Source organism: Streptomyces sp. NPDC088915, assembly GCF_044749825.1.
Taxonomy (GTDB): Bacteria; Actinomycetota; Actinomycetes; order Streptomycetales; family Streptomycetaceae; genus Streptomyces.
The window spans coordinates 362613-384915 of sequence record NZ_JBIVIR010000004.1; the positions used below are offsets into that span (position 1 = coordinate 362613).

11 protein-coding genes are annotated in these 22303 nt (G+C 76.6%); all 11 read right to left on the reverse strand.

Annotated elements, in window-relative coordinates:
- Window positions 1-10 precede the first annotated feature (10 nt).
- A complete protein-coding gene (locus ACIP5O_RS10085) occupies window positions 11-763 on the reverse strand; it encodes a 4'-phosphopantetheinyl transferase family protein (protein WP_401290840.1) in 753 nt (250 codons plus the stop codon).
- A 7-nt stretch (window positions 764-770) separates the two neighbouring features.
- The gene (locus ACIP5O_RS10090; protein WP_401290842.1) at window positions 771-2087 is read right to left on the reverse strand and encodes an MFS transporter; all 1317 of its coding nucleotides are present in this window, start codon (window positions 2085-2087) and stop codon (window positions 771-773) included.
- 47 nt (window positions 2088-2134) lie between these two features.
- Complete coding sequence (locus ACIP5O_RS10095) at window positions 2135-2479, reverse strand: hypothetical protein (protein WP_356542208.1); 345 nt, start codon at window positions 2477-2479, stop codon at window positions 2135-2137.
- Window positions 2476-3780: a glutamate synthase-related protein gene (locus tag ACIP5O_RS10100; RefSeq protein ID WP_401290846.1), complete on the reverse strand. Its 1305-nt coding sequence runs from the start codon at window positions 3778-3780 to the stop codon at window positions 2476-2478. The genes ACIP5O_RS10095 and ACIP5O_RS10100 overlap by 4 nt, the downstream gene beginning before the upstream one ends.
- On the reverse strand, window positions 3777-4790 hold the full coding sequence (locus tag ACIP5O_RS10105) for an asparagine synthetase A (protein ID WP_401290848.1): 1014 nt from the start codon (window positions 4788-4790) through the stop codon (window positions 3777-3779). The genes ACIP5O_RS10100 and ACIP5O_RS10105 overlap by 4 nt, the downstream gene beginning before the upstream one ends.
- Window positions 4791-4871: 81 nt before the next feature.
- Window positions 4872-6209 carry a methylaspartate mutase gene (locus ACIP5O_RS10110; protein WP_401290851.1) on the reverse strand — a complete coding sequence of 446 codons (1338 nt, stop codon included), beginning with the start codon at window positions 6207-6209 and terminating at the stop codon, window positions 4872-4874.
- A complete protein-coding gene (locus tag ACIP5O_RS10115) occupies window positions 6206-6700 on the reverse strand; it encodes a cobalamin B12-binding domain-containing protein (protein ID WP_401290853.1) in 495 nt (164 codons plus the stop codon). Before ACIP5O_RS10115 ends, ACIP5O_RS10110 begins: the two co-directional genes overlap by 4 nt.
- Window positions 6701-6877: 177 nt before the next feature.
- Entirely contained in the window at window positions 6878-7093 is a 216-nt protein-coding gene (locus ACIP5O_RS10120) for an MbtH family protein (RefSeq protein WP_383153204.1), read from the reverse strand.
- Complete coding sequence (locus ACIP5O_RS10125) at window positions 7090-14466, reverse strand: amino acid adenylation domain-containing protein (RefSeq protein WP_401290856.1); 7377 nt, start codon at window positions 14464-14466, stop codon at window positions 7090-7092. The genes ACIP5O_RS10120 and ACIP5O_RS10125 overlap by 4 nt, the downstream gene beginning before the upstream one ends.
- A 157-nt stretch (window positions 14467-14623) precedes the next feature.
- Window positions 14624-20248 (reverse strand): condensation domain-containing protein, encoded by a 5625-nt coding sequence (locus tag ACIP5O_RS10130; protein WP_401290858.1) that lies wholly within the window; start codon window positions 20246-20248, stop codon window positions 14624-14626.
- Between the two features lie 155 nt (window positions 20249-20403).
- Window positions 20404-22296 carry an amino acid adenylation domain-containing protein gene (locus ACIP5O_RS10135; RefSeq protein WP_401290860.1) on the reverse strand — a complete coding sequence of 631 codons (1893 nt, stop codon included), beginning with the start codon at window positions 22294-22296 and terminating at the stop codon, window positions 20404-20406.
- Window positions 22297-22303: the final 7 nt, after the last annotated feature.

Consider the following 22303-nt stretch of genomic DNA (forward strand, 5'->3'; position numbering starts at 1 on the left):
GACCCGGGCGTCACGGGCGCAGGGCCACCGCGGCGTGGTGGCCGTCCGGGACGAGGACGTCGGCGAGGAGCCATCCCCCCGGGGCGGCGGGGACGGGCCCCGAACCCACGTAGTCGGCCGACGGGTCGGCGCCCAGGCCGATCCCGAGCCCCTTCAGATAGGCCTCCTTCCTGGTCCACACCCGGGCGAACGCGGCGGGCCGGCGGGGCGGGGCGAGGGCGGCGAGCTCCGCCGACTCCGCCGGGTGGAGCACCTCCCCGGCCTCGGTGACCGTGTGCGGGGGCGGCACCCGCTCGATGTCCACCCCGACCGGCGTGGACGCGAGGGCGATCAGGCTCAGTCCCTCGCAGTGCGAGAGCGAGAAGTGCAGGCGCCCGTCCGGCAGTACGGGACGGCCGTGCGGCTCGCCGCAGCAGGGGCAGGGCGCCCGGGCCACCGACACGGCCCGGGGCGCGACCCCCAGGTGGGCGCCGAGCAGACGGCGCAGCCCCGCGTGGGCGCACAGGTAGGTGGCCCGGTCGCCGGGCCGGCGGAACTCCCCGGCGCGGGCCAGCTCCGTCCCGTCCAGGACGAGGGACGCGTACCGGCCGACGGTCTCCCGGTGCGCGTCGGTGGCCACCAGCCAGAGCTGCGGCCGCGCGGGCCGGAGGGCGGGGAGCGCGGGCAGGGCCGTGGTGAGGAGCGGCAGCGGGGCGGGGACCAGCGGGCCGGACGGTGGAGGGGAAGGCGGGGCGAGCGAAAGCGGAAGAACCGACTGGATCATGTCTGCCTCACACGGAAGGGGCGGTGGACTCCTGCGCGGTACGGGCGCGGGCTCCGGCGCGCGGGGCGGCCGGGTCCGTCTCCTTGCCGCTGCCGGTGCCGCTGCCGCGCAGGGCGAGGGCGGCGGCGATCGGGGAGAGGAGGGCGAGGCCCGCGCAGAGCAGCCAGGTCCCGGTCACCCCGAGGTGCAGCGAGACGGGGGTGAAGACGGCCAGGGAGAGCGGTGCCGCGCCGATGCCGGAGAGCGTGAAGGTGGACATCGCGGCGCCCATCCGGCCCTCGGGGACGGCCTGTTGGTAGGCGGTGATGAGGGCGGGCCCGTTGAGGCCGGACAGGAGGCCGACGGCGCCGGCCGTGACGGCGAGGGCGGGGGCGGTGGGGACGAGCGCCATGGCCGCCATGCCGGCCGCGAGGCCGGTGCCGGTCACCACGAGCTTGGCGTGGGCCGGGATGCGGTGGGCGAGGACCGCGCCGAGGGCGGCGGACGCGAGCGCGCCGGCGCTGAAGGCGGCCAGGACCAGGGCCACGGCGCCGATGCCCCAGCCCCGGTCGGCGGCGCGCAGGGGCAGCGCGACCTCGGCCGGCCACAGGAACGCCAGGTCCATGCAGAAGCAGGCGACGAACATCCACCGCAGGCGCGGGTGGGCGGCCAGGAGGCGGAAGCCGTCGCCGGACCGGGCGAGGAGGGAGGACCCCTGCGGGGCGCGTTCGGGGCGGGTCATGCCGTGGGTGACGTGGGCGGCGCAGCCCAGCCAGACGGCACAGCCGATCGCTGCCGCCGCGACGGCGCCGGGGAGGCCGCCGGCGACGACGAGCCAGGCCCCGAGGGGCGATCCGGCGATGGGCGCCAGGCGCAGCACCATGGAGAAGAGGGAGTTGGCGCGGCCGAGCTGCTCCTGCGAGGCGAGGCGGGGCAGCAGGACCCCGGAGGCCGGGCCGGTGAGGCCGAGCAGGGCGCCGTCGACGAGGGCGAGGGCGATCAGCGGCCACAGGCTCTCGGTGGTGACGGTGACGAGCGCCCCGGCCGCGAGGACGGCGACGCGGACGCTCGTCGCGCGGAGCAGGACCGCCCGGGGGCCGAGCGCGTCGGTGAGGGCGCCGCCGAAGAGGAGCAGCAGGGCGCGCGGGAGGGTGGCGGCGAGGGTGACGGCCGTGACGGCGCCGCGACCGCCGAGCTGGACGGCGGTCCAGCTCATGGCGATCAGGAGGGCGAAGCTGCCCGCCTGGACGGCGGCCTGCCCGACGACGAGGCTGCCGATGCGCGGCCAGTCGACGAAGGGCTTGGCACCGGGCGGCGCGGGAGGGGCGGGGGTCGTCGTTGCCATGAGGTCGGCTTTCTGTCGTCGGAGGGGGCGGGCGGTCAGGTCCCGGGTCAGCGCGGGGGCGTGTGGGGTGGGGTGGGTGGGCGGATCGGGATGTGGACGCCCGTGGTGTCGCCGCGGAGGCACGCCGCGACGGCGAGGGCCACCGCGCGGTCGGCGGCCCGGCGGACCGCGTGCCGGCGGCGCGGGCCCGGGGCGGCGGTCCGGGGGGTGCGGAGTTCGACCCGGCCGCCGAGGTGGCCCCGGCCCGCCTCCGTGAGGGCGCGCTGGGCGGTGCGCCGGGCCGCGGCGGCGGTTCCCTCGTCGGGGGCGGTCACGGTGATGCCGGGGAGTTCCCGTACGGAGAAGCGGGCGTGGACCGTACGGCGGTCGCCGCCCGGCCGGCGCGCGGTCACGGCGCCGCCCCGGCCGGGAGGGCGACGGGGTGACCGGCGTGGGGGCCGTCGGGCCACCACAGGTCCTCGGGGCCGAGTGCGGCCACGGCGTACTTGCCCAACGCGCTGACGAGCAGCCGCAGTTCGAGGGCGATGCTCTCCACGAGGCGCTCCAGGCCGTGTTCGGGGTCCTCGTCGACGGCGACGAGGGCGGCCCGGCCGAGGCCGGCGGCGGTGGCGCCGAGGGCGAGGGCGCGCAGGACGCGTCCGCCCTCCCACATCCCCCCGCCGGCGAGGAGGCACCCGGCCGGGGGCCCGATGCGGCGCAGGCACTCGGCGAGGGGCAGGCCGACCTGGTCGAGGAAGACGCGCGGGGCCCAGCCGGTGCCGCCCTCGGCCCCGTCGACGGTGACGGCGTCCGCCCCGGCGTCCCAGGCGGTGCGGGCGGCGTGGGCGATGTCGCGGCCGGGGTGGAACTTCACCCAGGCGCGGGCCCTGGGGAAGTTGTTGCGCATGAAGCGGAGCTGCTGGCGGAGGATCTCGTCCGTGAAGGTGCCCGGGGTGGCGCAGCGCAGCAGGCGTCCGTCCTCCGGGCCGAAGACCTCGCGCACGGTGAAGCGGCGGGCGAGCTGCTCGGCCTCGGCCCGGTCGACGACGGTCATGCCCCCGAGGCCCGGCTTGGCGCCCTGGCCGGTCTTCAGCTCGAAGGCGAGGCGGCCGGTCTCCAGGAGGGGGCGGGTGCCGGGGTCGCTGTAGAGGAGGTTCCAGACCTCGGAGTCGGCGTCCTCGGTGGACTGCTGGACGACGATGCCGCCGGTGCCGTCGGGCGCGGCGTCGAGGTAGGCCTCGACGCGGGCGAGGAGGGCGGAGCGGGTGGCGTCGCCGGCCCGGCGGTAGCCGTGGACGGGGATCATGTTCTCCCCGATGACCATGGGGATGCCGAGGCGGGCGGCCTGCCGGCTCGCGTGGACGGCGAGGTCGCCGCTGCCGGCGCGGGTGGAGCCGAAGGCGGACAGGTAGAGGGGCAGCCGGGCGGTGAAGCCGCCGGTGCGCGTGGTGAGGTCGACGTCGGTGAACTCCGGTTCGCGGGCGAGGTCGATGAGCTTCTCCAGGCGCTCGGGCATGAAGACGGGCGGGACCACGCGCGCCCGGTCGAGGGCGTCCCCGGAACCGGAGCCGGAGCCGCAACCGGTTCCGGTGCCGCTCGGGCCGAAGAGCCGGGTACCGTACGCGGCGGGGTCGGGGAAGACCTCCGCGGTGCCACGCCGGGCCCGGGCGCGTACGGCCTCCTCGGGGAAGCCGGGGGCGGCGAGACCGGTCACGGGGTCACCGCCCCGGGGAGCTTCGGGTAGGCGCTGACCTGCCAGAGGGCGTCGAGCCCGGTGAGGAAGCGGACCAGGCGCTGGAGGCCCATGCCGAAGCCGGCGCTGGCCGGGATGCCCTCGCGGGCCTCCTTGAGGTACCAGGCGTACTTGGCGGGGTTCTCGCCGCTCTCCCGCATGCGGGTGACGAGGGTGGCGTAGTCGGACTCGCGCTCGCTGCCGGAGACCAGCTCGCCGTAGCCGTGCGGGGCGATCAGGTCGAAGTTGCGCAGGACGCCGGGGCGTTCGGGGTCCTCGCGGTCGTAGAAGCCCCGGGAGCCCTTGGGGTAGTCGTCGACGAAGAAGGGGCGGTCGCTCTCCAGGGAGAGGATCCGCTCGCCGGTCCAGTCGATCTCGCCGTCGGGGTTCTGCGGGTGGCCGGAGGCGAGGAGGCGGGCCACGGCCTCGTCGTGGGTGCGGACGTCGTACTTGCCGGCGCGGACGTCGGCGAAGTCGCGCTCCTCCCGGCCGAGTCCGGTGAGGAGGCCGGGGACGGCCGTCCAGACGTGCTCGGTGACGTGGGTGAGCAGTCCGGCGGCGATCTCCTGGGCGTCCTCGCGGCTCGCGTCGGCGATCTCCACGTCGATCTGGTGGAACTCGACGAGGTGGCGGCCGGTGGTGGCGGTCTCCTCGGGTTCGACGCGCACGTTGGGGGCGATGTAGAAGAGCTTCGGGAAGCCGCGCAGGGACGTCTGCTTGTAGAGGATGGCGCTGGTCATCAGCTTGTACGGGTGCCCGTAGTAGTCGACGTCCAGGGCCTTGGCGCCGCGGCCGCCGGGGTCGGTGACGGGGCCGACGAGCGGCGGCAGGAGCTCGGTGAAGCCCCGGCCGTACAGGAAGTCGCGGGTGGCCCTGAGGGCTTCCTGCTGGACGAGCATGGCGGTCCGCAGCCGCGGCGAACGGAGGTGTTCGCCGAGCGGGGGCGGTGCGGCCGGTGCGGTCGGCGCGTCGGCGGGGTGGGGCTGGTCCATGGCGGGGCTCCTGTTCGGGGTGGGTGCGGGTGGGCGGGGCCGGGCTTCGTGGTGGGTGCGGGTGGGCCGGGCGGTGGGCGTTCAGACGGCGAGCGGGGTGGCCCGGGGGCGGTCGCGGCCGTCCTGGTCGTCGCCCTCGTCGCCGTGTGGCCCCGGGCCGTCGTAGCGGCCGGCGACGTGGTGGAGGGCGGTGAGCAGGCCGTCCGCCGTGAGGGGGGTGGCGTCGGCCGCGGGGTCGGCGGGGATCGGCATGGCGCCGGTACGGGCCCAGCGGAGCCGCCCGGCGGGGTCGATGAAGCCGCGGGAGCGGCCGGGGTTGTCGGGGTGGAGGCAGAACGGGACGTCGAGCAGCCCCCGGGCGAAGGCGGCGGGCAGGGCGCGGGACAGGTCGGGGTGGAGACCGAGGACGGCCTCGATCAGGGTGCGGGCCTCCTCGTACACCTCTCCGCTCCCGTCCGTCGCGGGGGCCGGCTCGGGGGGTCCGGCGAGCGCGGCGGCCGCGGCGGCGGTCTCCAGGGCGCGGACGTTCTCCTCGACGGTGGGGATGCGGTGCGCCTCGGCGGCGGTCTTGACGATCAGGCGGCCGGCCCCGGAGCGCACGGCGAGGCGGGCGGACGCCTCCAGGAGGCGGGTGGCGCCGCGTTCGGTGCGGGGGAAGACGCCCATGTAGGTGTAGAGGACGACGTGGTGCTCGACGCCGGCGGGGAGGAACTCGGCGGCGAGGCGGCGCAGCGCCCGTACGGCCTCCTCGTCCTGGCCGGGGTCGGTCTGCTGGGCGTAGCTCAGGGAGACGCTGCGCAGACCGTACTGGGCGAAGAACAGGCACTCCAGGACGCTGGTGGCGACCAGGAGGCCGGGCGGGCAGAGCTGGCCGAGCAGGCAGCCGCCGAAGCTCTCCAGGTGGGGGGTGGTGCCGGGGCGGGCCGTGGTGGCGAGCAGTTCGCAGGCGCGGGCCCAGGCCTCGACGGACTCCCGCAGGGGGGTGCGGCCGTAGGGCAGGCAGTACGAGACGGGGCCGCCCTCGGTGGCGGTCAGGCCGGCGGCGGTGAGGGCCCGGACGATGGCGCCGGGCCGGGCGGAGCCGTGGCGGACCTGGACGGGGAAGGCGTCGTCGTGGAGCCCTTCGAGGAGGCCGCGGGTGGTGTCGGGGGTGTGGGTGGCGATCGGGTAGCCGTTGAGGGGGGCGCCCTCGGCGACGGCGGCGCGGGCGGCGGCGAGGTCGCCGACGCGGGTGTAGCTGTCGACGGTCAGGGTGCCCACGGTGCGGGCGGTGGCGGCCCGCGTCCGCGCGAGCCCGGCCCGCATCCGGCCCGGGTCGCCGAAGCCCATGCGGGGCTGGACGACGAGCCGCCCGGCGGCGGCGGATTCCGCGACGAACGCCCCGAAGGAGGGGGCGGGGGCGGTGTCGACGGCGGTCAAGCCGGCACCTCCCGAAGCGACGTGGCGGTCTCCCGACGCGGTCCGGCGGGCTCCCGGAGCGGCTCGGCCGCACCTCGGCGCGCCCCCGCGACCTCACGGCGCGCCCCGCTCGCCAGGAAGGCCCGCAAGGCGTTCAGGTCCTCACCGAGGACGGCGTCGCAGCCGGCCTCGGTCAGGCGTGCGACGTCCGCCTCCTGGCGGTGGCCGGCGACGCCGAGCTTTCCCCCGAGCACCACGGGCAGGGCGGCGAGGGCGGGTTCCGCGCGCAGTCGGCGGACGGCGGCGAGGCCGTCGCGGTAGCCGTGTCCGTTGACGCTGCTGAGCACCACCGCGTCGGGGGCGTGCCGCAGACAGGCGGCGGCGAGCAGCTCGGCGTCCGCGCAGGGGCCGAGCCCGACGACCTCGTGCCCCAGCTCCTCCAGGAAGAGCCCGAGGTACACCAGATTCCACGTATGGGAATCCGACGCGGTTCCGCTCAAGAGAATCTTCATGCCTGAAGAATAGATTTCGGCGCACCGCCGGAGGGGAAGTAGGAGCGGCAGCAAGGACCGGCACTTTCGTCTCCGCGTTTCCGCGCCGGCACCCGGCCGCAGGCAAAAGGAAAGGCGCCGCGCCCCGTGTCGAAAACGGGGCGCGGCGCCTTCCGGGTCTCCCCCGGCGGGACGGCGTCAGGCGTACTGGGCGACGAGGCTGCGCGGGCGGATGTCGGTCCAGTGGGCGGTGACGTACTCCAGGGCCTCGGCCCGGCCGGTGGGGCCGTGGACGCTGGTCCAGCCGCCGGGGACGTCCGCGAAGGCCGGCCACAGGGAGTGCTGGCCCTCGTCGTTCACGACGACGTGGAAGGTGCCCTCGGCGTTGTCGAACGGGTTGACGGAATCGCTCATGACTGGCTCCTCATTTCCTTCTTCTGCAGGGCGGAGAGTTTCTCCGAGAGAATTCTTCCGATGTGGGCGAGTGGTTCGGGTCCGGCCATTTCGAGGTGGCCGCATTCGATGGTGTGGTTGTCGACGATTCCCTGGACGAAGGGAATCCAGGTGGCGGCGAGGGCGCCTTCGGGCTCCCCCGGTCTGCGGGCGGTGAAGAACAGCGCGTCGGTGTCGGCGACGCCCGGCACGTGCCGGGCCATGAGCCCGGCGTGGGTCTCGGAGGCGCGGAGCACCGCCCGGAGCTCGGCGTCGGAGAAGCCGGCGAGGACGGGGTCCTCGCGGCGGATCCGGGCGATCGCCCCGGCGAGGTCCTCGGGGGGCGCCCCGGCGGTCCGTTCCTCCGGCGGCAGGACGGAGACGCTGCCGGGTCCGGTCTGGTGGACGTCCATCAGGGCGAGGAGTTCGACGTGCTCGCCGGCCTCGCGGAGCCGTACCGCCATGGTGTGGGCGACGACGCCGCCGTACGACCAGCCGAGCAGCCGGTAGGGGCCCCAGGGCTGGATCCGGCGGATCCGCTCCAGGTAGTCGTCGGCCATCTCCTCGACCGAGCGCGGCCGGTGGCCGGGGTCGTGCAGGGCGCGGGCCTGGAGGGCGTAGAGCGGCTGGTCGTCGCCGAGGTGGCGGGCGAGGCCCGCGTAGGCCCAGCCGACGCCGGTGCCGGGGTGGACGCAGAAGAGCGGGCGGCGGGTCCCCCGGGTGCTGAGCGGCAGCAGGACGCCCAGGGCGGCGGCCGTGCCGTCCTCCTCCGTCCCCTCCTCGGGGGAGCCGAGGAGCCCGGCGGGGGTGGGCATGCGGAAGAGGTCGCGGACGGTGCGTTCGACGCCCAGGACGCCGCGCATGCGGTGGACCAGGCGGACGCCGAGCAGGGAGTGGCCGCCCAGGGAGAAGAAGTTGTCGTCGACGCCGACCTCGGGCACGTCGAGGATCTCGGCGAACAGGGCGCACAGCACCTCCTCGCGCGCGTTGCGGGGCCGTCGTCCGCCCGCCGCCGGGGCGGGCCGGTGGGGGGCGGGCAGCGCGGCGCGGTCGGGTTTGCCGTTGACGGTCAGCGGCAGGGCGTCGAGGACGACGACCGCGGAGGGCACGAGGTGTTCGGGGAGCGTCGCGCGGGCCGCGGCGAGCAGTTCGGCCTCGGTGACGGTGCCGCCGGCGCGGGGGACGGCGTAGCCGACGAGGGTCTTCTCGCCGGGCCGGTCCTCGCGGACCACGGCAAGGGCCTGCCCGACGGCGGGGTGTTCGGCGAGCGCCCGCTCGACCTCGCCGGGTTCGATCCGTACGCCGCGCAGCTTGATCTGGCCGTCCGCGCGGCCGAGGAAGCGGAGTTCGCCGTCGGGGGTCCACAGGACGCGGTCGCCGGTGCGGTACATGCGGCTGCCGTCGTTCTCGAACGGGTCGGGGACGAACCGTTCGGCGGTCGTGCCGGGGCGGCCGACGTAGCCGCGGGCCACGTGCGCGCCCGCGACGTACAGCTCGCCGGGGACGCCGGGCGGCACGGGCCGCAGGGCGTCGTCGAGGACGTGGCTGCGGGTGTTGTCCATGGGCTGCCCGAGATGGACGCCGGCGCCCCGCAGGGTGCGCTGTCCGGTGGTGAACCACTGGTTGTGGGAGGCGAAGGTGGTCTCGGTGGGTCCGTAGGAGTGGACGAGGACGGTGTCGGGGCAGTGGGTGAGGACCCGTTGGACGGCGGCCGGGGAGGCGACGTCCCCGCCGGTCCACACCTCGCGCAGCGCCCGGAGGGTGTCCAGGCCCTCGTCGGCCATGACGTGGAAGAGGCCCATGGTGAAGTAGGCGCCGGTGACGCCGTGCCGGTGGACGGCGCGGGCGGTCTCGGCGAGGTCGGTGCCGTCGCCGGGGGTGATCACGAGGCTGCCGCCGCCGAGCAGCGGCACCCAGGTCTCGAAGACGGAGGCGTCGAAGCCGGTCGCGGAGTGCACCAGCATCCGCCGGGGTCCGCCGACGGCGAGGTCGCGGTCGGCGGCGAGTTCGAGGACGTTGCGGTGGGTGACGCCGACGCCCTTGGGCCGGCCGGTCGAGCCGGAGGTGAACATCACGTACATCAGGTCGTCGCCGGTGGCGCGCGGGGCTTCGGACGCGTCCGGCGCCGGGTCGTGCCCGGCGGGCGCGTCCACGGCGAGCACGGCCGCGGGGAAGCCGTCCGGGAGGGCGGTGGCGTGCGCGGTGTCGGTCGCCACCAGGCGGGCCCCGGCGTCCTCGGTCATCAGCCGGATCCTGGCCTCCGGGAGGCGGGGGTCCAGCGGCAGATAGGCGGCGCCGCACTTGAGGACGGCGAGCGCCGTCACCACCAGGGGCACGCCCCGGTCGAGGAGGACGCCGACGGTGTCGCCCCGGCGTGCCCCGGCCGCGCGGAGGCGGGCGGCGAGCGCGTCGGCGCGGGCGTCGAGTGCGCCGTACGCGACGGTCTCGTCGTCGGTGACGAGGGCGGGGGCGCCGGGGGTGCGCGCGGCCCGGCGGGCGATCCGCCCGTGGACGGTGTCCGGCCCCTCGGGCAGGACGGTGGCGGTGTCGTTGTACGCGGCGCCGAGCCGGAGGCGGTCGGCGTCGGTGAGCAGGTCGACGTCCCCGATCCGTACGCCGGGATCGGCCGCGGCGGCGCGCAGGGTGCGGTCCAGGTGGGCGGCGAGCAGGGCGGCGGCGGGGGCGTCGAACAGGTCGGTGGCGTACTCCAGTCCGCCGGCCAGGCCGCCCGGGCCCCCGTCCGCGTCCCGCAGCTCCGTCAGGGCGAAGGTGAGGTCGAACTTGGTGGAGACGGTGTCGAGGAGGGCGGGCCCGCCCTCCCGGAAGAGGCCGCGCGCGGCGGCGGCGCCGGGGGCGTCGCGGGTGTAGTCGTGGTGGAGCTGGACGACGACCTGGGCGAGCGGGTGGTGGGCGGTGGTGCGGACGGGGTTGAGGTGTTCGACGACGCGGTCGAAGGGGAGTTCCTGGTGGGCGTAGGCGGCGAGGTCGGTGCGCCGGACCCGGTCGAGGAGTTCGGCGAAGGTGGGGTCGCCGGAGGTGTCGGTGCGCAGCACCAGGGTGTTGACGAAGAAGCCGACCAGGTCGCCGAGGTTCTCGTCGTCGCGTCCGGCGGTCATGGTGGCGAGCGGCAGGTCGGTGCCGGCGCCGTGCCGGGTGAGGACGGCGGCCAGGGCGGCCTGGAGGACCATGAGGAGGGTGGTGCCGGTGCGCCGTGCCAGGGCCTCCAGGGCCCGGTGGGTGGCGGGGTCGAGGGCGACGGGGGCGTGTCCGCCGCGGTGGGTGGCCTCGGCGGGCCGGGGCCGGGCGGAGGGCAGTTCGAGGACGGGCGGCGCGCCGGCGAGGGTCTCCTCCCAGAACTCCAGGTGCTCCCGGGCGGCGGGCCCGTCGGTCAGGTCCCGCTGCCAGAGGGTGTAGTCGGCGTACTGGACGGGCAGCGGCTCCCAGCCGGGGGCGCGGCCCCCGGCGCGGGCGCGGTAGGCGGTGGTGAGGTCGGCGAGGAGGGGTCCGGTGGACCAGCCGTCGGCGGCGATGTGGTGGACGAGGAGGACGAGGACCTGTCCGTCGCCGTGCGGGCCCTCGCCGTGCGAGCCGTCGCCGTACGGGCCGTCGCCGTACGGGCCGTCGCCGTACGGGCCGTCGCCGTACGGGCCGTCGCCGTGCGAGCCCTCGCCGTGCGGGCCGTCGCCGTACGGGCCGTCGCCGTACGGGCCGTCGCCGTACGGGCCGTCGCCGTGCGAGCCCTCGCCGTGCGGGCCGTCGCCGTCGTGCGCCCCCTCCTCGGTGTTCAGGAGGGTGGCCCGCAGCGGGGTGTCCTCGGCCAGGTCGAAGACGTGCCCGGCGGCCCCGGCGACGGCCTCGGGGAGCCGGGCTGCGGGGACGGTCCGGACGTCGAGCGGGGGCCGGACCCCGGTCAGGACCTCCTGGTGGGGCTCGCCGTCGACGGACCGGTAGCGGGTGCGGAGCACCTCGTGGCGGTCGGAGAGGTCGGTGAGCGCCCGGGCGAGGACGTCCGCGTCGAGCGGCGCGGCCGGCCGCAGGACGAGGGGGATGTTGTAGGAGGCACCGGGTCCTTCGAGGGCGTCGACGAACCACAGGCGGCGCTGGGCGTACGAGAGGGGGAGCCGGGCGGGCCGGTCCGGGCGCGGGACGGGCCGGGGCCGGGCGCTCCCGGCGGCGCCGGTGCCGTCGGGGCCCGGGCCGGTCTCCCGGTCGGCGATGCGGCGGGCGAGGGCGTCGGGGGTGGGGGCGAGGAGGAGGTCGCGGACCTGCGCGTCGGCGCCGAGGCGGGCGCGGATCCGGTTGGCGAGGCGCACGCCGCTCATGGAGTGGCCGCCGAGGGTGAAGAACCCCTCGTGCGGGTCCACCCGGTCCAGGCCGAGGACCTCGGCGAACAGTTCGCACAGGGTGTCGACGTGGGCCGGGGGCGGCTCCGTGGCCGTGTGCGCGGCGGCCAGGGCCTCCTCGGCGGCGGTCTCGGCGGCGCGGGCGGCGGTGCGGGCGCGCCGCGCGTCGAGGGCGAGCCGGTCGGCGGGGCTGACGAGCGCGGTGTCCGGGACGGGGTCGCCGGGGCGGTCGGCGGCGGTGCGCAGGGCGCGTTCCAGGGCGGTGAGGAGGAGCCGGGCGGTGTCCTCGTCGAGGACGTCCGTGGCGTACTCCAGGGCGATCCGCAGTCCGGCGGGGGCGCCGTCCGCGTCGCGGAGCTCCTCGCAGGCGGCGGTCAGGTCGAACTTGGTGGTGACCGGGCCGTCTGCGGCGAAGCGGCCCCCGGTCGCGCCGAACCGGAAGGTCTCCTCGCCGGTGCCGGTGGTCCGCAGGGTGAGCATCACCTGGAACAGGGGGTGGACGCCGGGCGTGCGGGGCGGGTTGAGGTGTTCGACGAGGAGGTCGAAGGGGAGCCCCTGGTGCTCGAAGGCGGCGAGGACGGTGTCGCGGACCCGGCTCAGGAGGGCGGTGGAGGCGGGCTCGCCGGAGGTGTCGGCGGGCAGCACGAGCGTGTTGACGAAGAAGCCGACCAGGTCGTCGAGGGCCTCGTCGTCGCGTCCGGCGACGGGGGTGCCGACGGCGACGCGGTCCCCGGCGCCGGACGCCCGCAGGGCGAGGGCGAGGGCGGTCTGGAGGACCATCAGGACACTGGCGTGGTGCTCCTCGGCGAGGCGGACGAGCCGGGCGTGGACGCCGGGGCCGAGGGCGGTGGTCACCTGGGCGCCGGAGTGGTCGCGGACGGCGGGCCGGGGCCGGTCGAGGGGCAGGTCGGTCGCTTCCGGGAGGCCGTCGAGGGCGGCCCGCCAGTGGGCCAGCCCCCGGGCCGTGAGGGAGTCGGGGTCGTCCGGGGTGCCGAGGACGTCGTTCTGCCAGAGGGTGTAGTCGGCGTACTGGACGGGCAGCGGCTCCCATGCGGGGGCGCGGCCCTCCGTACGGGCGGCGTGGGCCCGGGCCAGGTCGGTCATCAGGGGCGTGAGGGACCAGCCGTCGCCGGCGACGTGGTGGAGCAGGACGGCGAGGGTGGCGCCGGGGCCCTCGTCGGGCAGGAAGAGGGCGACGCGCAGGGGCAGTTCGCGGGAGAGGTCGAAGGTCTCGGCGGTGAAGGCGGCGACCCGGCCCGGGAGTTCGGCGGCGGGGCACTCGACGGTGCGGAGCCGGACGGCGGTGGGGGCCAGGACGTGCTGGTACGGCTCGTCGTCGGGCGCGGGGAACACGGTGCGCAGCACCTCGTGCCGTTCGGCGAGGTCGGTGACGGCGGCGGCCAGGGCGGTGCGGTCGGGCGCCGCGTCCAGGTGGAGGACGACCGGCATGTTGTAGGCGGCGGACGGGCCGTCGAACTGGTTGACCAGCCAGAGGCGCCGCTGCGCGTGCGAGAGCGGCACCCGGTCCCCGGCCGGCAGGGGCTCCTCGTGGACGACGGGCAGCCGCGGGTCGGTGGTGCGCAGCCTCTTCCGGTCGATCTTGCCGGAGCTGGTGCGGGGCAGGGCGACGACGACGCTGACGGCGGGCACGGCCGCGGGCGGCATCCGGTCGCGCACCCAGGTGCGCAGCTCCTCCGCTCCCGTGCCGCCCTCGGTGACGACGAAGGCGACGAGCCGCTTGACGCCCTCGGCGTCCTCCTGGGCGACGACGGCGGCCTCCCGGACGGCGGGGTGTCCGGCGAGGACGGAGTCGATCGCGGCGGGGTCGATGCGCTGGCCGCCGATCTTCACCTCGTCGTCGAGGCGCCCGTGGTAGAGGATCTGCCGGTCCTCGCCGACGGTGACGAGGTCGCCGGTGCGGTAGGCGCGCTCGCCGTCCAGGGTGGTGAACCGGCGGGCGTTCAGCTCGGGGCGGTGCAGGTAGCCGCGGGTCAGTCCGCCGCCCAGGAGCCAGAGTTCACCGGCGACGACGGCCGCGCGGACGCCGGGCAGGGGGCGGCCGATGGGGACGGGCCCGGAGGCGTGCCGGGTGAGGTCGGCGACGGTGGCCACGACCGTGGTCTCGGTCGGGCCGTAGCCGTTGAGGAGCCGGATCCGGTCGCCGGCCAGGCCGCGCCACTGGGCGATCCGCTCGGGCAGGACGGCCTCGCCGTAGACGAGCACGGTGCGCAGGTGGTCCGGGAGGCGGACCGAGCCGGTGGTCAGGACGTGGACCAGTTCGTGCCAGTAGGCGGCGGGCAGGTCGAGGAGGGTGACGCCGTGGCGCTCGCAGCCGGCGAGGAGTTCGCCGACGTCGAGCATGTCGTCGGTGCGCAGGACGAGGGTGCCGCCCGCGCCGAGGGTCGGGAAGACCTCCTGGACGCTGGCGTCGAAGTGCAGCGGGCTGAACTGGAGGACCCGGGAGTCCGGGCCGATGCCGTAGGCGGGGGTCGCTCCGGCGACGAAGTGGGCGAGGGAGTCGTGGGCGACGACGACGCCGTTGGGGGTGCCGGTGGAGCCGGAGGTGTAGATGACGTAGGCGGCGCCCGGCTCCGTGCCGGGTCCGCCGAGGACGAGTTCGCCGTGCCGGGCGACCTCCGCCGGGGCGGGGGCCAGGTCGCCGCAGGCGTCCCGGAGGATGGCCGCGTTGCGGGCGTCGGGGGCCTGGACGTCGAGCGGCAGGTAGGCGGCGCCGGTGGTGAGGACGGCGAGGAGGCCGACGATCGCGTCGACGCCCCGGGGCCGGTGGAGGGCGACGAGCCGGCCGGGCCCCGCGCCCAGGGCGGCGAGCTCCCGGGCCCTTCCGTCCACGGCCGCGGCGAGCTGCGCGTACGTGAGCCGGGTGTCGGCGTGGACCAGGGCGGGGGCGTCGGGGCGGGTGCGCGCCTGATGGGCGATCAGGTCGAGCACGGGCGGGGCGGGGGCGGGAGAGGGTCCGCCGTCGAGCAGGTCGTCCGTTCCGCTGGGGGGCATGCTGGGTTCCTCCGGTAAGGGGCCGAGAGACCGGGGCGAACGGTTCCCCTCGCCTCCGTGCCCTTCACGCTAGGCGCGGCCCGCCCGCTCCCGGGGCAGTCGGCCCGGCAGCTCCGGGCGGCAGAAGGAGCCGCCCGGAGCTGCCGGTGCCGGGCCGTCAGCGGCCCTGGCGCGCCCCCGCCCGGGTGCGGCGCCGCAGCGCGGGGGCGGCAGGCGGCCGGGGCGCCGCCTTCCCCGCCGTACCTGCCGCGCCCGCCGTACCGGCTCCGCCCGCCGTACCGGTTCCGCCCGCCTTCCCCGCCGTACCCGCCGTGCCCGTCACGGGAGACGCTTCGGCGAGGCGCCGGGCGAGGGAGGCCGCGGTGGGGTTGCGGAACACGTCCCGCAGGGTGAGGTCCCGGCCGAGCTCGGCGCGGATCCGGTTGAGCAGCCGGACCGCGAGGAGGGAGTGACCGCCGGACTTGAAGAAGTTGTCGTCCCGGCCGAGCGCCCGGCCGCCGAGGACCTCCCGGAAGAGGGCGAGCAGCTCGTCCTCCCGGCCGCCCGGGGCCGCCGCGCCCGGCACCTCCCCCTCCGGAACGAGGTCGGGGTGCTCACCGGGGGCGGGCAGCCGGTCCACGACGACCACGCGGGCGGGGACCAGGTACTCGGGCAGCCGCTCGGCGGCCCGGGTCCGCAGCTCCGCCTCACCGGCGGCCCCGGGCACGCGGGTGACGTACGCGTACAGCCGGTCGTCGCGGACGGCGACGGTCGCCCCGGTCACGCCGGGATTGCCGGTGAGGACGCCCTCGACGCGGCCCGGCTCCACCGGATAGCCGCCCGCGGTGAGGGTGGCGACGGGCCGCAGGGTGCCGTCGGCGGCCGGGAAGGCCCGCCGGCCGGTGGGCCGGTCACCGCCGCCGGGGACCGGCTCGTACACCTCGCCGGGCACCCGTACGGGGACGGGGCGCCCCTTCCCGTCCCGTACGGCCTCCGGTCCCGTGGGGGCGGCCGGGCCGTACGCGGGTCCGGACAGCGGGAGTCCGGGGTCGGCGGCGAACGCGTCGAGGGTATCGGCGAGGCGCCGGGCCAGGAGGCGGGCGGTCTCCTCGTCGTAGAGGGCGGTGGCGTATTCGAGGGCGCCGCGCAGCCCGGCCGGGGCGCCGTCCGCGTCGGTGAGCTCGGTGAGCGCGAAGGTGAGGTCCGACTTGGCGCCGACGGCCCGGAACGCGACCGGCTCGCCGTCCAGGACGTTCGGGGCGCCGGAACCGCCCGAAGCGGCGGCGGTCGCGGCGTGGACCTGGAGCATCACCTGCACGAGCGGGGCGTGGGCGGCGGAGCGGTGCGGGCTGAGGTGCTCCACGAGCCGGTCTAAGGGGAGGTCCTGGTGGCTGTAGGCGGCGAGGTCCGCCTCGCGGACGCGGTGCACCAGGTCGGTGAAGGCGGGATCGCCGGAGGTGTCGGTGCGCAGCACCAGCGTGTTGACGAAGAAGCCGACGAGGGGGTGCAGGGCGTCGTCGGCGCGGCCGGCGACGGTGGTGCCGATCGCGAGGTCGGTGCCCGCGCCGTGCCGGGTGAGGAGGGCGGCGAGGGCGGCCTGCACGACCATGAAGAGGGTGGCGCCGCTGCTCCGGGCGCGGCGCAGCAGGGCCCGGTGGGTGGCGGCGCTCACGTCGAGGGCGGTGAGGGCGCCGGCCCCGTCGCTCTCCGCCGGACGCGGCCGGTCGGTGGGCAGGGCGAGCAGCGGCGGCAGCCCGTCGAGGGCGTCGCGCCAGTGGGCCAACTGCTCGCCTGCGAGGCCGCTTTCGCCCCCTTGCCCGTCGAGGAGGTCGCGCTGCCAGAGGGTGTAGTCGGCGTACTGGACGGGCAGGGGCTCCCAGTCGGGGGCGCGGCCCCCGGCGCGGGCGCGGTAGGCGGTGTCGAGGTCGGCGAGCAGGCACGGGGTGGACCAGCCGTCGCCCGCGATGTGGTGCAGGAGCAGCACCAGCACCTGGCCGCCGTCGGCGCCGGTCACGAGCCGGGCCCGGAAGGGGATCTCGCCGGCCAGGTCGAAGACGTGTCCGGCGGCCTCGTCGACGGCCGCCCGCAGCTCCTCGGGCCCGGCGGCCGCGATCTGTTCGAGGACGGGCACGGCACCGTCGAGGACCTGCTGGTGGGGCTCGCCGTCGACGGAGCGGTAGACGGTGCGCAGCACCTCGTGCCGGGCGGCGACGTCCGTGAGGGCGGCGGCGAACACGGCCGGGTCGAGGGGGCGGCGGAGCCGGGTCACGACGGGGATGTTGTAGGTGGCGGACGGCCCTTCGAGCCGGTTCAGGAACCACAGCCGGCGCTGGGCGTAGGAGAGCGGGATCCGCTCGGGCCGCCGCTCCTCCGGCACGGGCCGCAGGGCCGGCCGGGCGGGCCCGGCCCCCTGCCCCCGCCCCTGCTCGTCGAGTCGCCGCAGGAGCTGGCGCGGAGTCGGGGCGAGGAACACGTCGCGGAGGGCGGCCCGGAGCCCGAGTGCCTTGCGGATCCGGTTGGTGAGCTTGCCCGCGAGCAGCGAGTGCCCGCCGAGCTTGAAGAAGTTCTCCCCCGGCAGCACCTCCTCCCGGTCCAGGATCTCGGCGAACAGTCCCCGGAGGATCTCCTCGCGGGGGTCCGTGACGGCACGGGCCCCGTCCCGCGCCCCCTTTCCGGCCGCGCCGCGGCTCCGCTCGGCGGCGGCGAGGGCCTCGTGGCGCCGGTCCAGGTCCCGGCGCTCCTCGTCGGTGACCAGGCGGACGGCGCCGAGGGGCGTGTCGGCGGGCCGCTCGGCGAGGGCGGTGAGACCGCGCCGGAACAGGTCGAGCAGGAGGAGCGCGGTGTCCCGGTCGTAGAGCCCGGTCGCGTACTGGAGTCCGAGCAGCACGCCGCCCGGTTCGCCGTCGGGGCCGAGCGTCTCGGCGCAGTGGAAGCTCAGGTCGAACTTGGCGGTGGCCAGGTCGGCGCCGTCCAGGGTGCCGGGGATGCCGCCGAGGGCACGGGCCGTGTCCTGCGCCGCCCCGGCGGCCTGCGCGCTGACCATGACCTGGAAGAAGGGGTGCCGGCCGAGGGACCGCTCGGGGTTCAGGTCCTCCACGAGCAGGTCGAACGGCAGGTCGTCGTGCGCGAAGGCCGCGAGATCGGCGTCCCGCACCCGCCCCACCAGCTCGCCGAGCGTCGGATCGCCCGACAGGTCGGTCCGCAGGGCCAGCGTGTTCACGAAGAACCCGACCAGATCGTGCAGCGCCTCCTCCGGCCGCCCCGCCACCGGCGTCCCCACGACCAGATCGGATCCGGCCCCCGCCGCCCGCAGAGCGAGGGACAGCGCCGAGCGGACCACCATGAAGAACGTCGCCCGCTGCGCCCGGGCGAGGCCGCCGAGCGCCTTGTGCACGCCGGCGTCGACCTCCGTGGTCACCACCTCGCCCCGCCGCTGTCCGGGCTCGGCCGACCGGGGCCGGTCGGCGGGCAGCCGCGTCTCCGCCGGAACGCCGTCGAGGGCCGTACGCCAGAAGGCCAACCGACTTCCCAGGAAGTCGTGTTCGGCATCGAGGAGGTCGCGCTGCCAGAGGGTGTAGTCGGCGTACTGGACGGGCAGCGGCTCCCAGTCGGGAGCGCGGCCCCCGGCGCGGGCGCGGCAGGCGGTGTCGAGGTCGGAGAGCAGGCAGTCCACCGACCACCCGTCCGTGGCGATGTGGTGGACGAGCAGGACCAGCACCGCCGTCCCGTCCTCCACGGCGAACAGCCTTATCCTGAGCGGCGGTTCGGTCGTCACGTCGATCGGCGTCCGGGCGAACTCCGTCGCCAGCGCCTTCGCCTCACCGACGGGGACGCGTTCCTCGACCTCCACCCGTACCTCGGGAGCGTCGACGACCCGCTGGTACGGTTCGCCGTCCCGCGCCGGATACACCGTCCGCAGCACCTCGTGCCGCTCCACCACGTCCCGTACCGCGGCCTCCAGCACACCCGGGTCGGGCATCGCCTCAAGCCGGAGCACCACGGGCGCGTTGTACGCCGACGACGGGCCTTCCAGCCGGCTCAGGAACCACAGCCGGCGCTGGGCGTAGGAGAGCGGGATCCGCTCGGGCCGCCGCTCCTCCGGCACGGGCCGCAGGGCCGGACGGGCGGGTCCGGTGCCCTGCTCGCCGAGCCGCCGCAGGAGCTGGCGCGGGGACGGGGCGAGGAACACGTCGCGGAGGGCGGCCTGGAGCCCGAGGGCACCGCGAATGCGGTTGGTGAGCTTTCCGGCGAGCAGGGAGTGCCCGCCCAGCTTGAAGAAGTTCTCCCCCGGCAGCACCTCGTCCTTGTCCAGGATCTCCGCGAACAGTCCGCGCAGGATCTCCTCCCGGGGGTCCGTGGTGGTGCGCGCCCGTTCGCCGTCGCGCGGCTCCTTCCCGGCCCCGGCCCGCCGGTTCCCGGCGGCGGCGAGCGCCCGGTGGCGCCGGTCGAGTCCCCGGCGCTCCTGGTCGGTGAGCAGCTCCACCCGCCCCAGCGGCGTGCTGTCCGGCCGCTCGGCGAGGGCGCTCAACGCCCGCCGGAACAGGTCGAGCAGGAGGAGCGCGGTCTCCTCGTCGTACAGGTCGGTCGCGTACTGGAGTCCGAGCCCCAGCCCGTCCGGCGCGCCGTCCGGGCCGAACCGCTCCAGGCAGTCGAAGGAGAGGTCGAACTTGGCGGTGGCCAGGTCGGCCCCGTCGAGGACGGCCGGTATGCCGCCCAGGCGGTACGGGTCGTCCTGCGCGGTCCGTGCGCTGACCATGACCTGGAAGAAGGGGTGCCGGCCGAGGGTACGCTCGGGGTTCAGGTCCTCCACGAGCAGGTCGAACGGCAGGTCGTCGTGCGCGAAGGCCGCGAGATCGGCGTCCCGCACCCGCCCCACCAGCTCGCCGAGCGTCGGGTCGCCCGACAGGTCGGTCCGCAGGGCCAGCGTGTTCACGAAGAACCCGACCAGATCGTGCAGCGCCTCCTCCGGCCGCCCGGCCACCGGCGTCCCCACCACCACGTCCGCCCCCGCGCCCGCCGCCCGCAGAGCGAGGGACAGCGCCGAGCGGACCACCATGAAGAACGTCGCCCGCCGGGCACGGGCGAGGCCGGTCAGGGCCTGGTGGGTTCCGGCGTCCAGGTCCAGGGAGACCACGGCGCCCCGCTGCCGGCCGGGCTCGACCGGCCGGGGCCGGTCGGCGGGCAGCCGGGTCTCCGCGGGGATGCCGTCGAGCGCCTCGCGCCAGAAGGCCAGTTGTTCGCGGGCGGTGCTGTCGGGGTCCTCGGGGTCGCCGAGCATGTCCCGCTGCCAGAGGGTGTAGTCCGCGTACTGGACGGGCAGCGGCTCCCGGTCGGGGGCACGCCCCTCGGCCCGGGCGCGGTAGGCCAGGTCCAGGTCCGTGAGCAGGCAGCCCACCGACCACCCGTCCGTGGCGATGTGGTGGACGAGCAGCACCAGCACCGCCGTCCCGTCCTCCACTCCGAAAAGCCTTACCCGGAGAGGTGGTTCGGTCGTCACGTCGACGGTCAGCCGGGCGAATTCCGTAGCCCTCGCCTCCACCTCCCCACCGGGCACGCCCCGTTCGACCTCGAACCGCACCTCGGGAGCATCGACGACCCGCTGGTACGGTTCGCCGTCCCGCGCCGGATACACCGTCCGCAGCACCTCGTGCCGCTCCACCACGTCCCGTACCGCGGCCTCCAGCACACCCGGGTCGGGCATCGCGTCCAACCGGAGCACCACGGGAGCGTTGTACGCCGACGACGGGCCTTCCAGCCGGCTCAGGAACCACAGCCGGCGCTGGGCGTAGGACAGGGGGATCACGATTGCTGCTCCTCGGGAGTGGCGGAGGCGGGTGGGCGAGCCGGTGGCGGGGCCGGGATCGGAGTCGGGACCGGGGCCGGGGCCGGGATCGGGACTGGGACCGGGACCGGGGTCGAGGTCGAGGTCGAGGTCGGGGCCAGGGTCGGGGACCGCGGTCAGGCATCCTTCGCGGCCGTCAGTCCCTCGATGTGGGCGGCGAGGTCGCGCAGCCGGGGGTGGGCGTAGACGGCCTTGACGGGCAGTGCCACGGAGAGTTCGGCCCGGACCCGGGAGACCAGCTTGATGGCGAGCAGGGAGTGGCCGCCGAGCTTGAAGAAGTTGTCGTCGGGGCCGATCGAGGCGGCGCCCAGGACCTGGGTCCACACGCGGGCGATCAGCTCCTCCGCCGTACCGGTCAGGCCTTCGGCGGGACCGGCGGGACCGGCGGAACCGGCGGAACCGGCGGTCCCCGCCCGGTCCTTCGACGCCTCGACGCGGGTGGCGAGCGCGGCCCGGTCGAGCTTGCCGCTGGGCGTGGTGGCGAACCGGTCCACCGCGACGTACGCGGCCGGGACCATGTACGAGGGCAGGGCGGCGGTGAGCGCGGTGCGGAGCGCGGTGGCGTCGCCACCCCGGTGGTGGGCGATCAGGCAGGGCGTGCCGCCCGCGTCCTCGCCGAGGACCACGGCGGCCTCGGCGACGCCGTCCACCCGGGTGAGGGCGGCCTCGATCTCGGGGAGTTCGATGCGGTGTCCGCGCAGCTTGACCTGGCCGTCGGCGCGGCCGAGGTAGGCGAGCCGGCCGTCGGGCAGCAGCCGGCAGCGGTCGCCGGTGCGGTACATGCGTCCGCCGGGGGCGCCGGACGGGTCGGCGACGAAGCGCTCCGCCGTCAGGCCGGGGCGGTTGCGGTAGCCGCGGGCCACGCGCGGACCGGCCAGGTACAGCTCGCCGGCCTCCCCCTCCCCCACCGGGGCGAGGTCCTCGTCGAGGAGCCGGGCCCGGAGCCCGGGCAGGGCGGTCCCGATGTGCGGCTCGCCCGGCCGGTCGATCCACCCGGCGGTGGCGTCGACGGTGCACTCGGTGGGCCCGTACACGTTGAGGGCGCGCAGGAGGCCGGAGGTGTGGGCGGCGGCCAGGCGGTCCCACAGCGCCGTGCCGATGGCCTCGCCGCCGACGAGGAGGGTCAGCGGGCGCGGGCCGCCGTCGGGGGTGAGCAGGTCGAGCAGCGGGTCGGCGTGCGACGGGGTGACGTCCAGGTCCGTGAGGGCCTGTGCGTCGACGAGGGCGGCGAGGAGCGCCGGGTCGCGGCGGGTCTCCTCGTCGATCATGACGAGCGTGTCGCCCCGGCAGAGCCGTACCCACTGCTGCACGGACGCGTCGAACGACGGGGAGGCGTTCCAGCCGACCCGGCGGCCCTCGCCGGTGGCGGCGCCCGCCCCTTCGAGCTCGCGCAGCAGCAGGGAGACGGCGCCGCGGCCGATCTCCACGCCCTTGGGGCGGCCGGTGGAGCCGGAGGTGTAGATGACGTAGGCGAGGGTGTCGGCGGTGACCGGGGCGGGCGCGTACGGGACGGGGGCGTCGCTCCGTACGTCCGTCAGCTCGGCGATCGTCACGGCGCGGGCACCGGGGGCGGGGGATCCGGCCGTGCCGTCCGTCACCACCAGGTCGGCGCCGGAGTCCTCGACGAGGTAACGGCGGCGCTCGACGGGCAGGGCGGGGTCGACCGGCAGGTAGGCGGCGCCGGCGGTGAGGGTGCCGATGATCGCGGTGACGAGGTCGGCGCCGCGCGGCAGGCAGAGCGCGACGACGCTCTCCGGACCGGTGCCGAGGGCGGTGATCCGGGCGGCGAACGCGGCGGCCTCGGCGCGCAGTTCGTCGAAGGTGAGGGTGCGGTCGCCCGCGACGACGGCGGTACGGCCGCCGGGGGCGGTGGCGAGCCGGGCGAGCAGGTCGGCCGCGCCGGTGCCGGCGGCGGCGCACGTGCCGCAGGGGCAGGGGCCCGCGGTGGGGTGCTCCCCCAGGAGGGAGGTGGAGAGGGCGGCGGGGCGCTCGGGGAGGACGGCGGTCATGGCGGGG

Bases quoted from the DNA above. Each gene is read 5' to 3' on its own strand.
- ACIP5O_RS10135 (WP_401290860.1), bottom strand. From the start codon at position 22,296: ATGACCGCCGTCCTCCCCGAGCGCCCCGCCGCCCTCTCCACCTCCCTC.
- ACIP5O_RS10120 (WP_383153204.1), bottom strand. From the start codon at position 7,093: ATGAGCGATTCCGTCAACCCGTTCGACAACGCCGAGGGCACCTTCCAC.
- ACIP5O_RS10090 (WP_401290842.1), bottom strand. From the start codon at position 2,087: ATGGCAACGACGACCCCCGCCCCTCCCGCGCCGCCCGGTGCCAAGCCC.
- ACIP5O_RS10105 (WP_401290848.1), bottom strand. From the start codon at position 4,790: ATGGACCAGCCCCACCCCGCCGACGCGCCGACCGCACCGGCCGCACCG.
- ACIP5O_RS10125 (WP_401290856.1), bottom strand. From the start codon at position 14,466: ATGCCCCCCAGCGGAACGGACGACCTGCTCGACGGCGGACCCTCTCCC.
- ACIP5O_RS10085 (WP_401290840.1), bottom strand. From the start codon at position 763: ATGATCCAGTCGGTTCTTCCGCTTTCGCTCGCCCCGCCTTCCCCTCCA.
- ACIP5O_RS10115 (WP_401290853.1), bottom strand. From the start codon at position 6,700: ATGAAGATTCTCTTGAGCGGAACCGCGTCGGATTCCCATACGTGGAAT.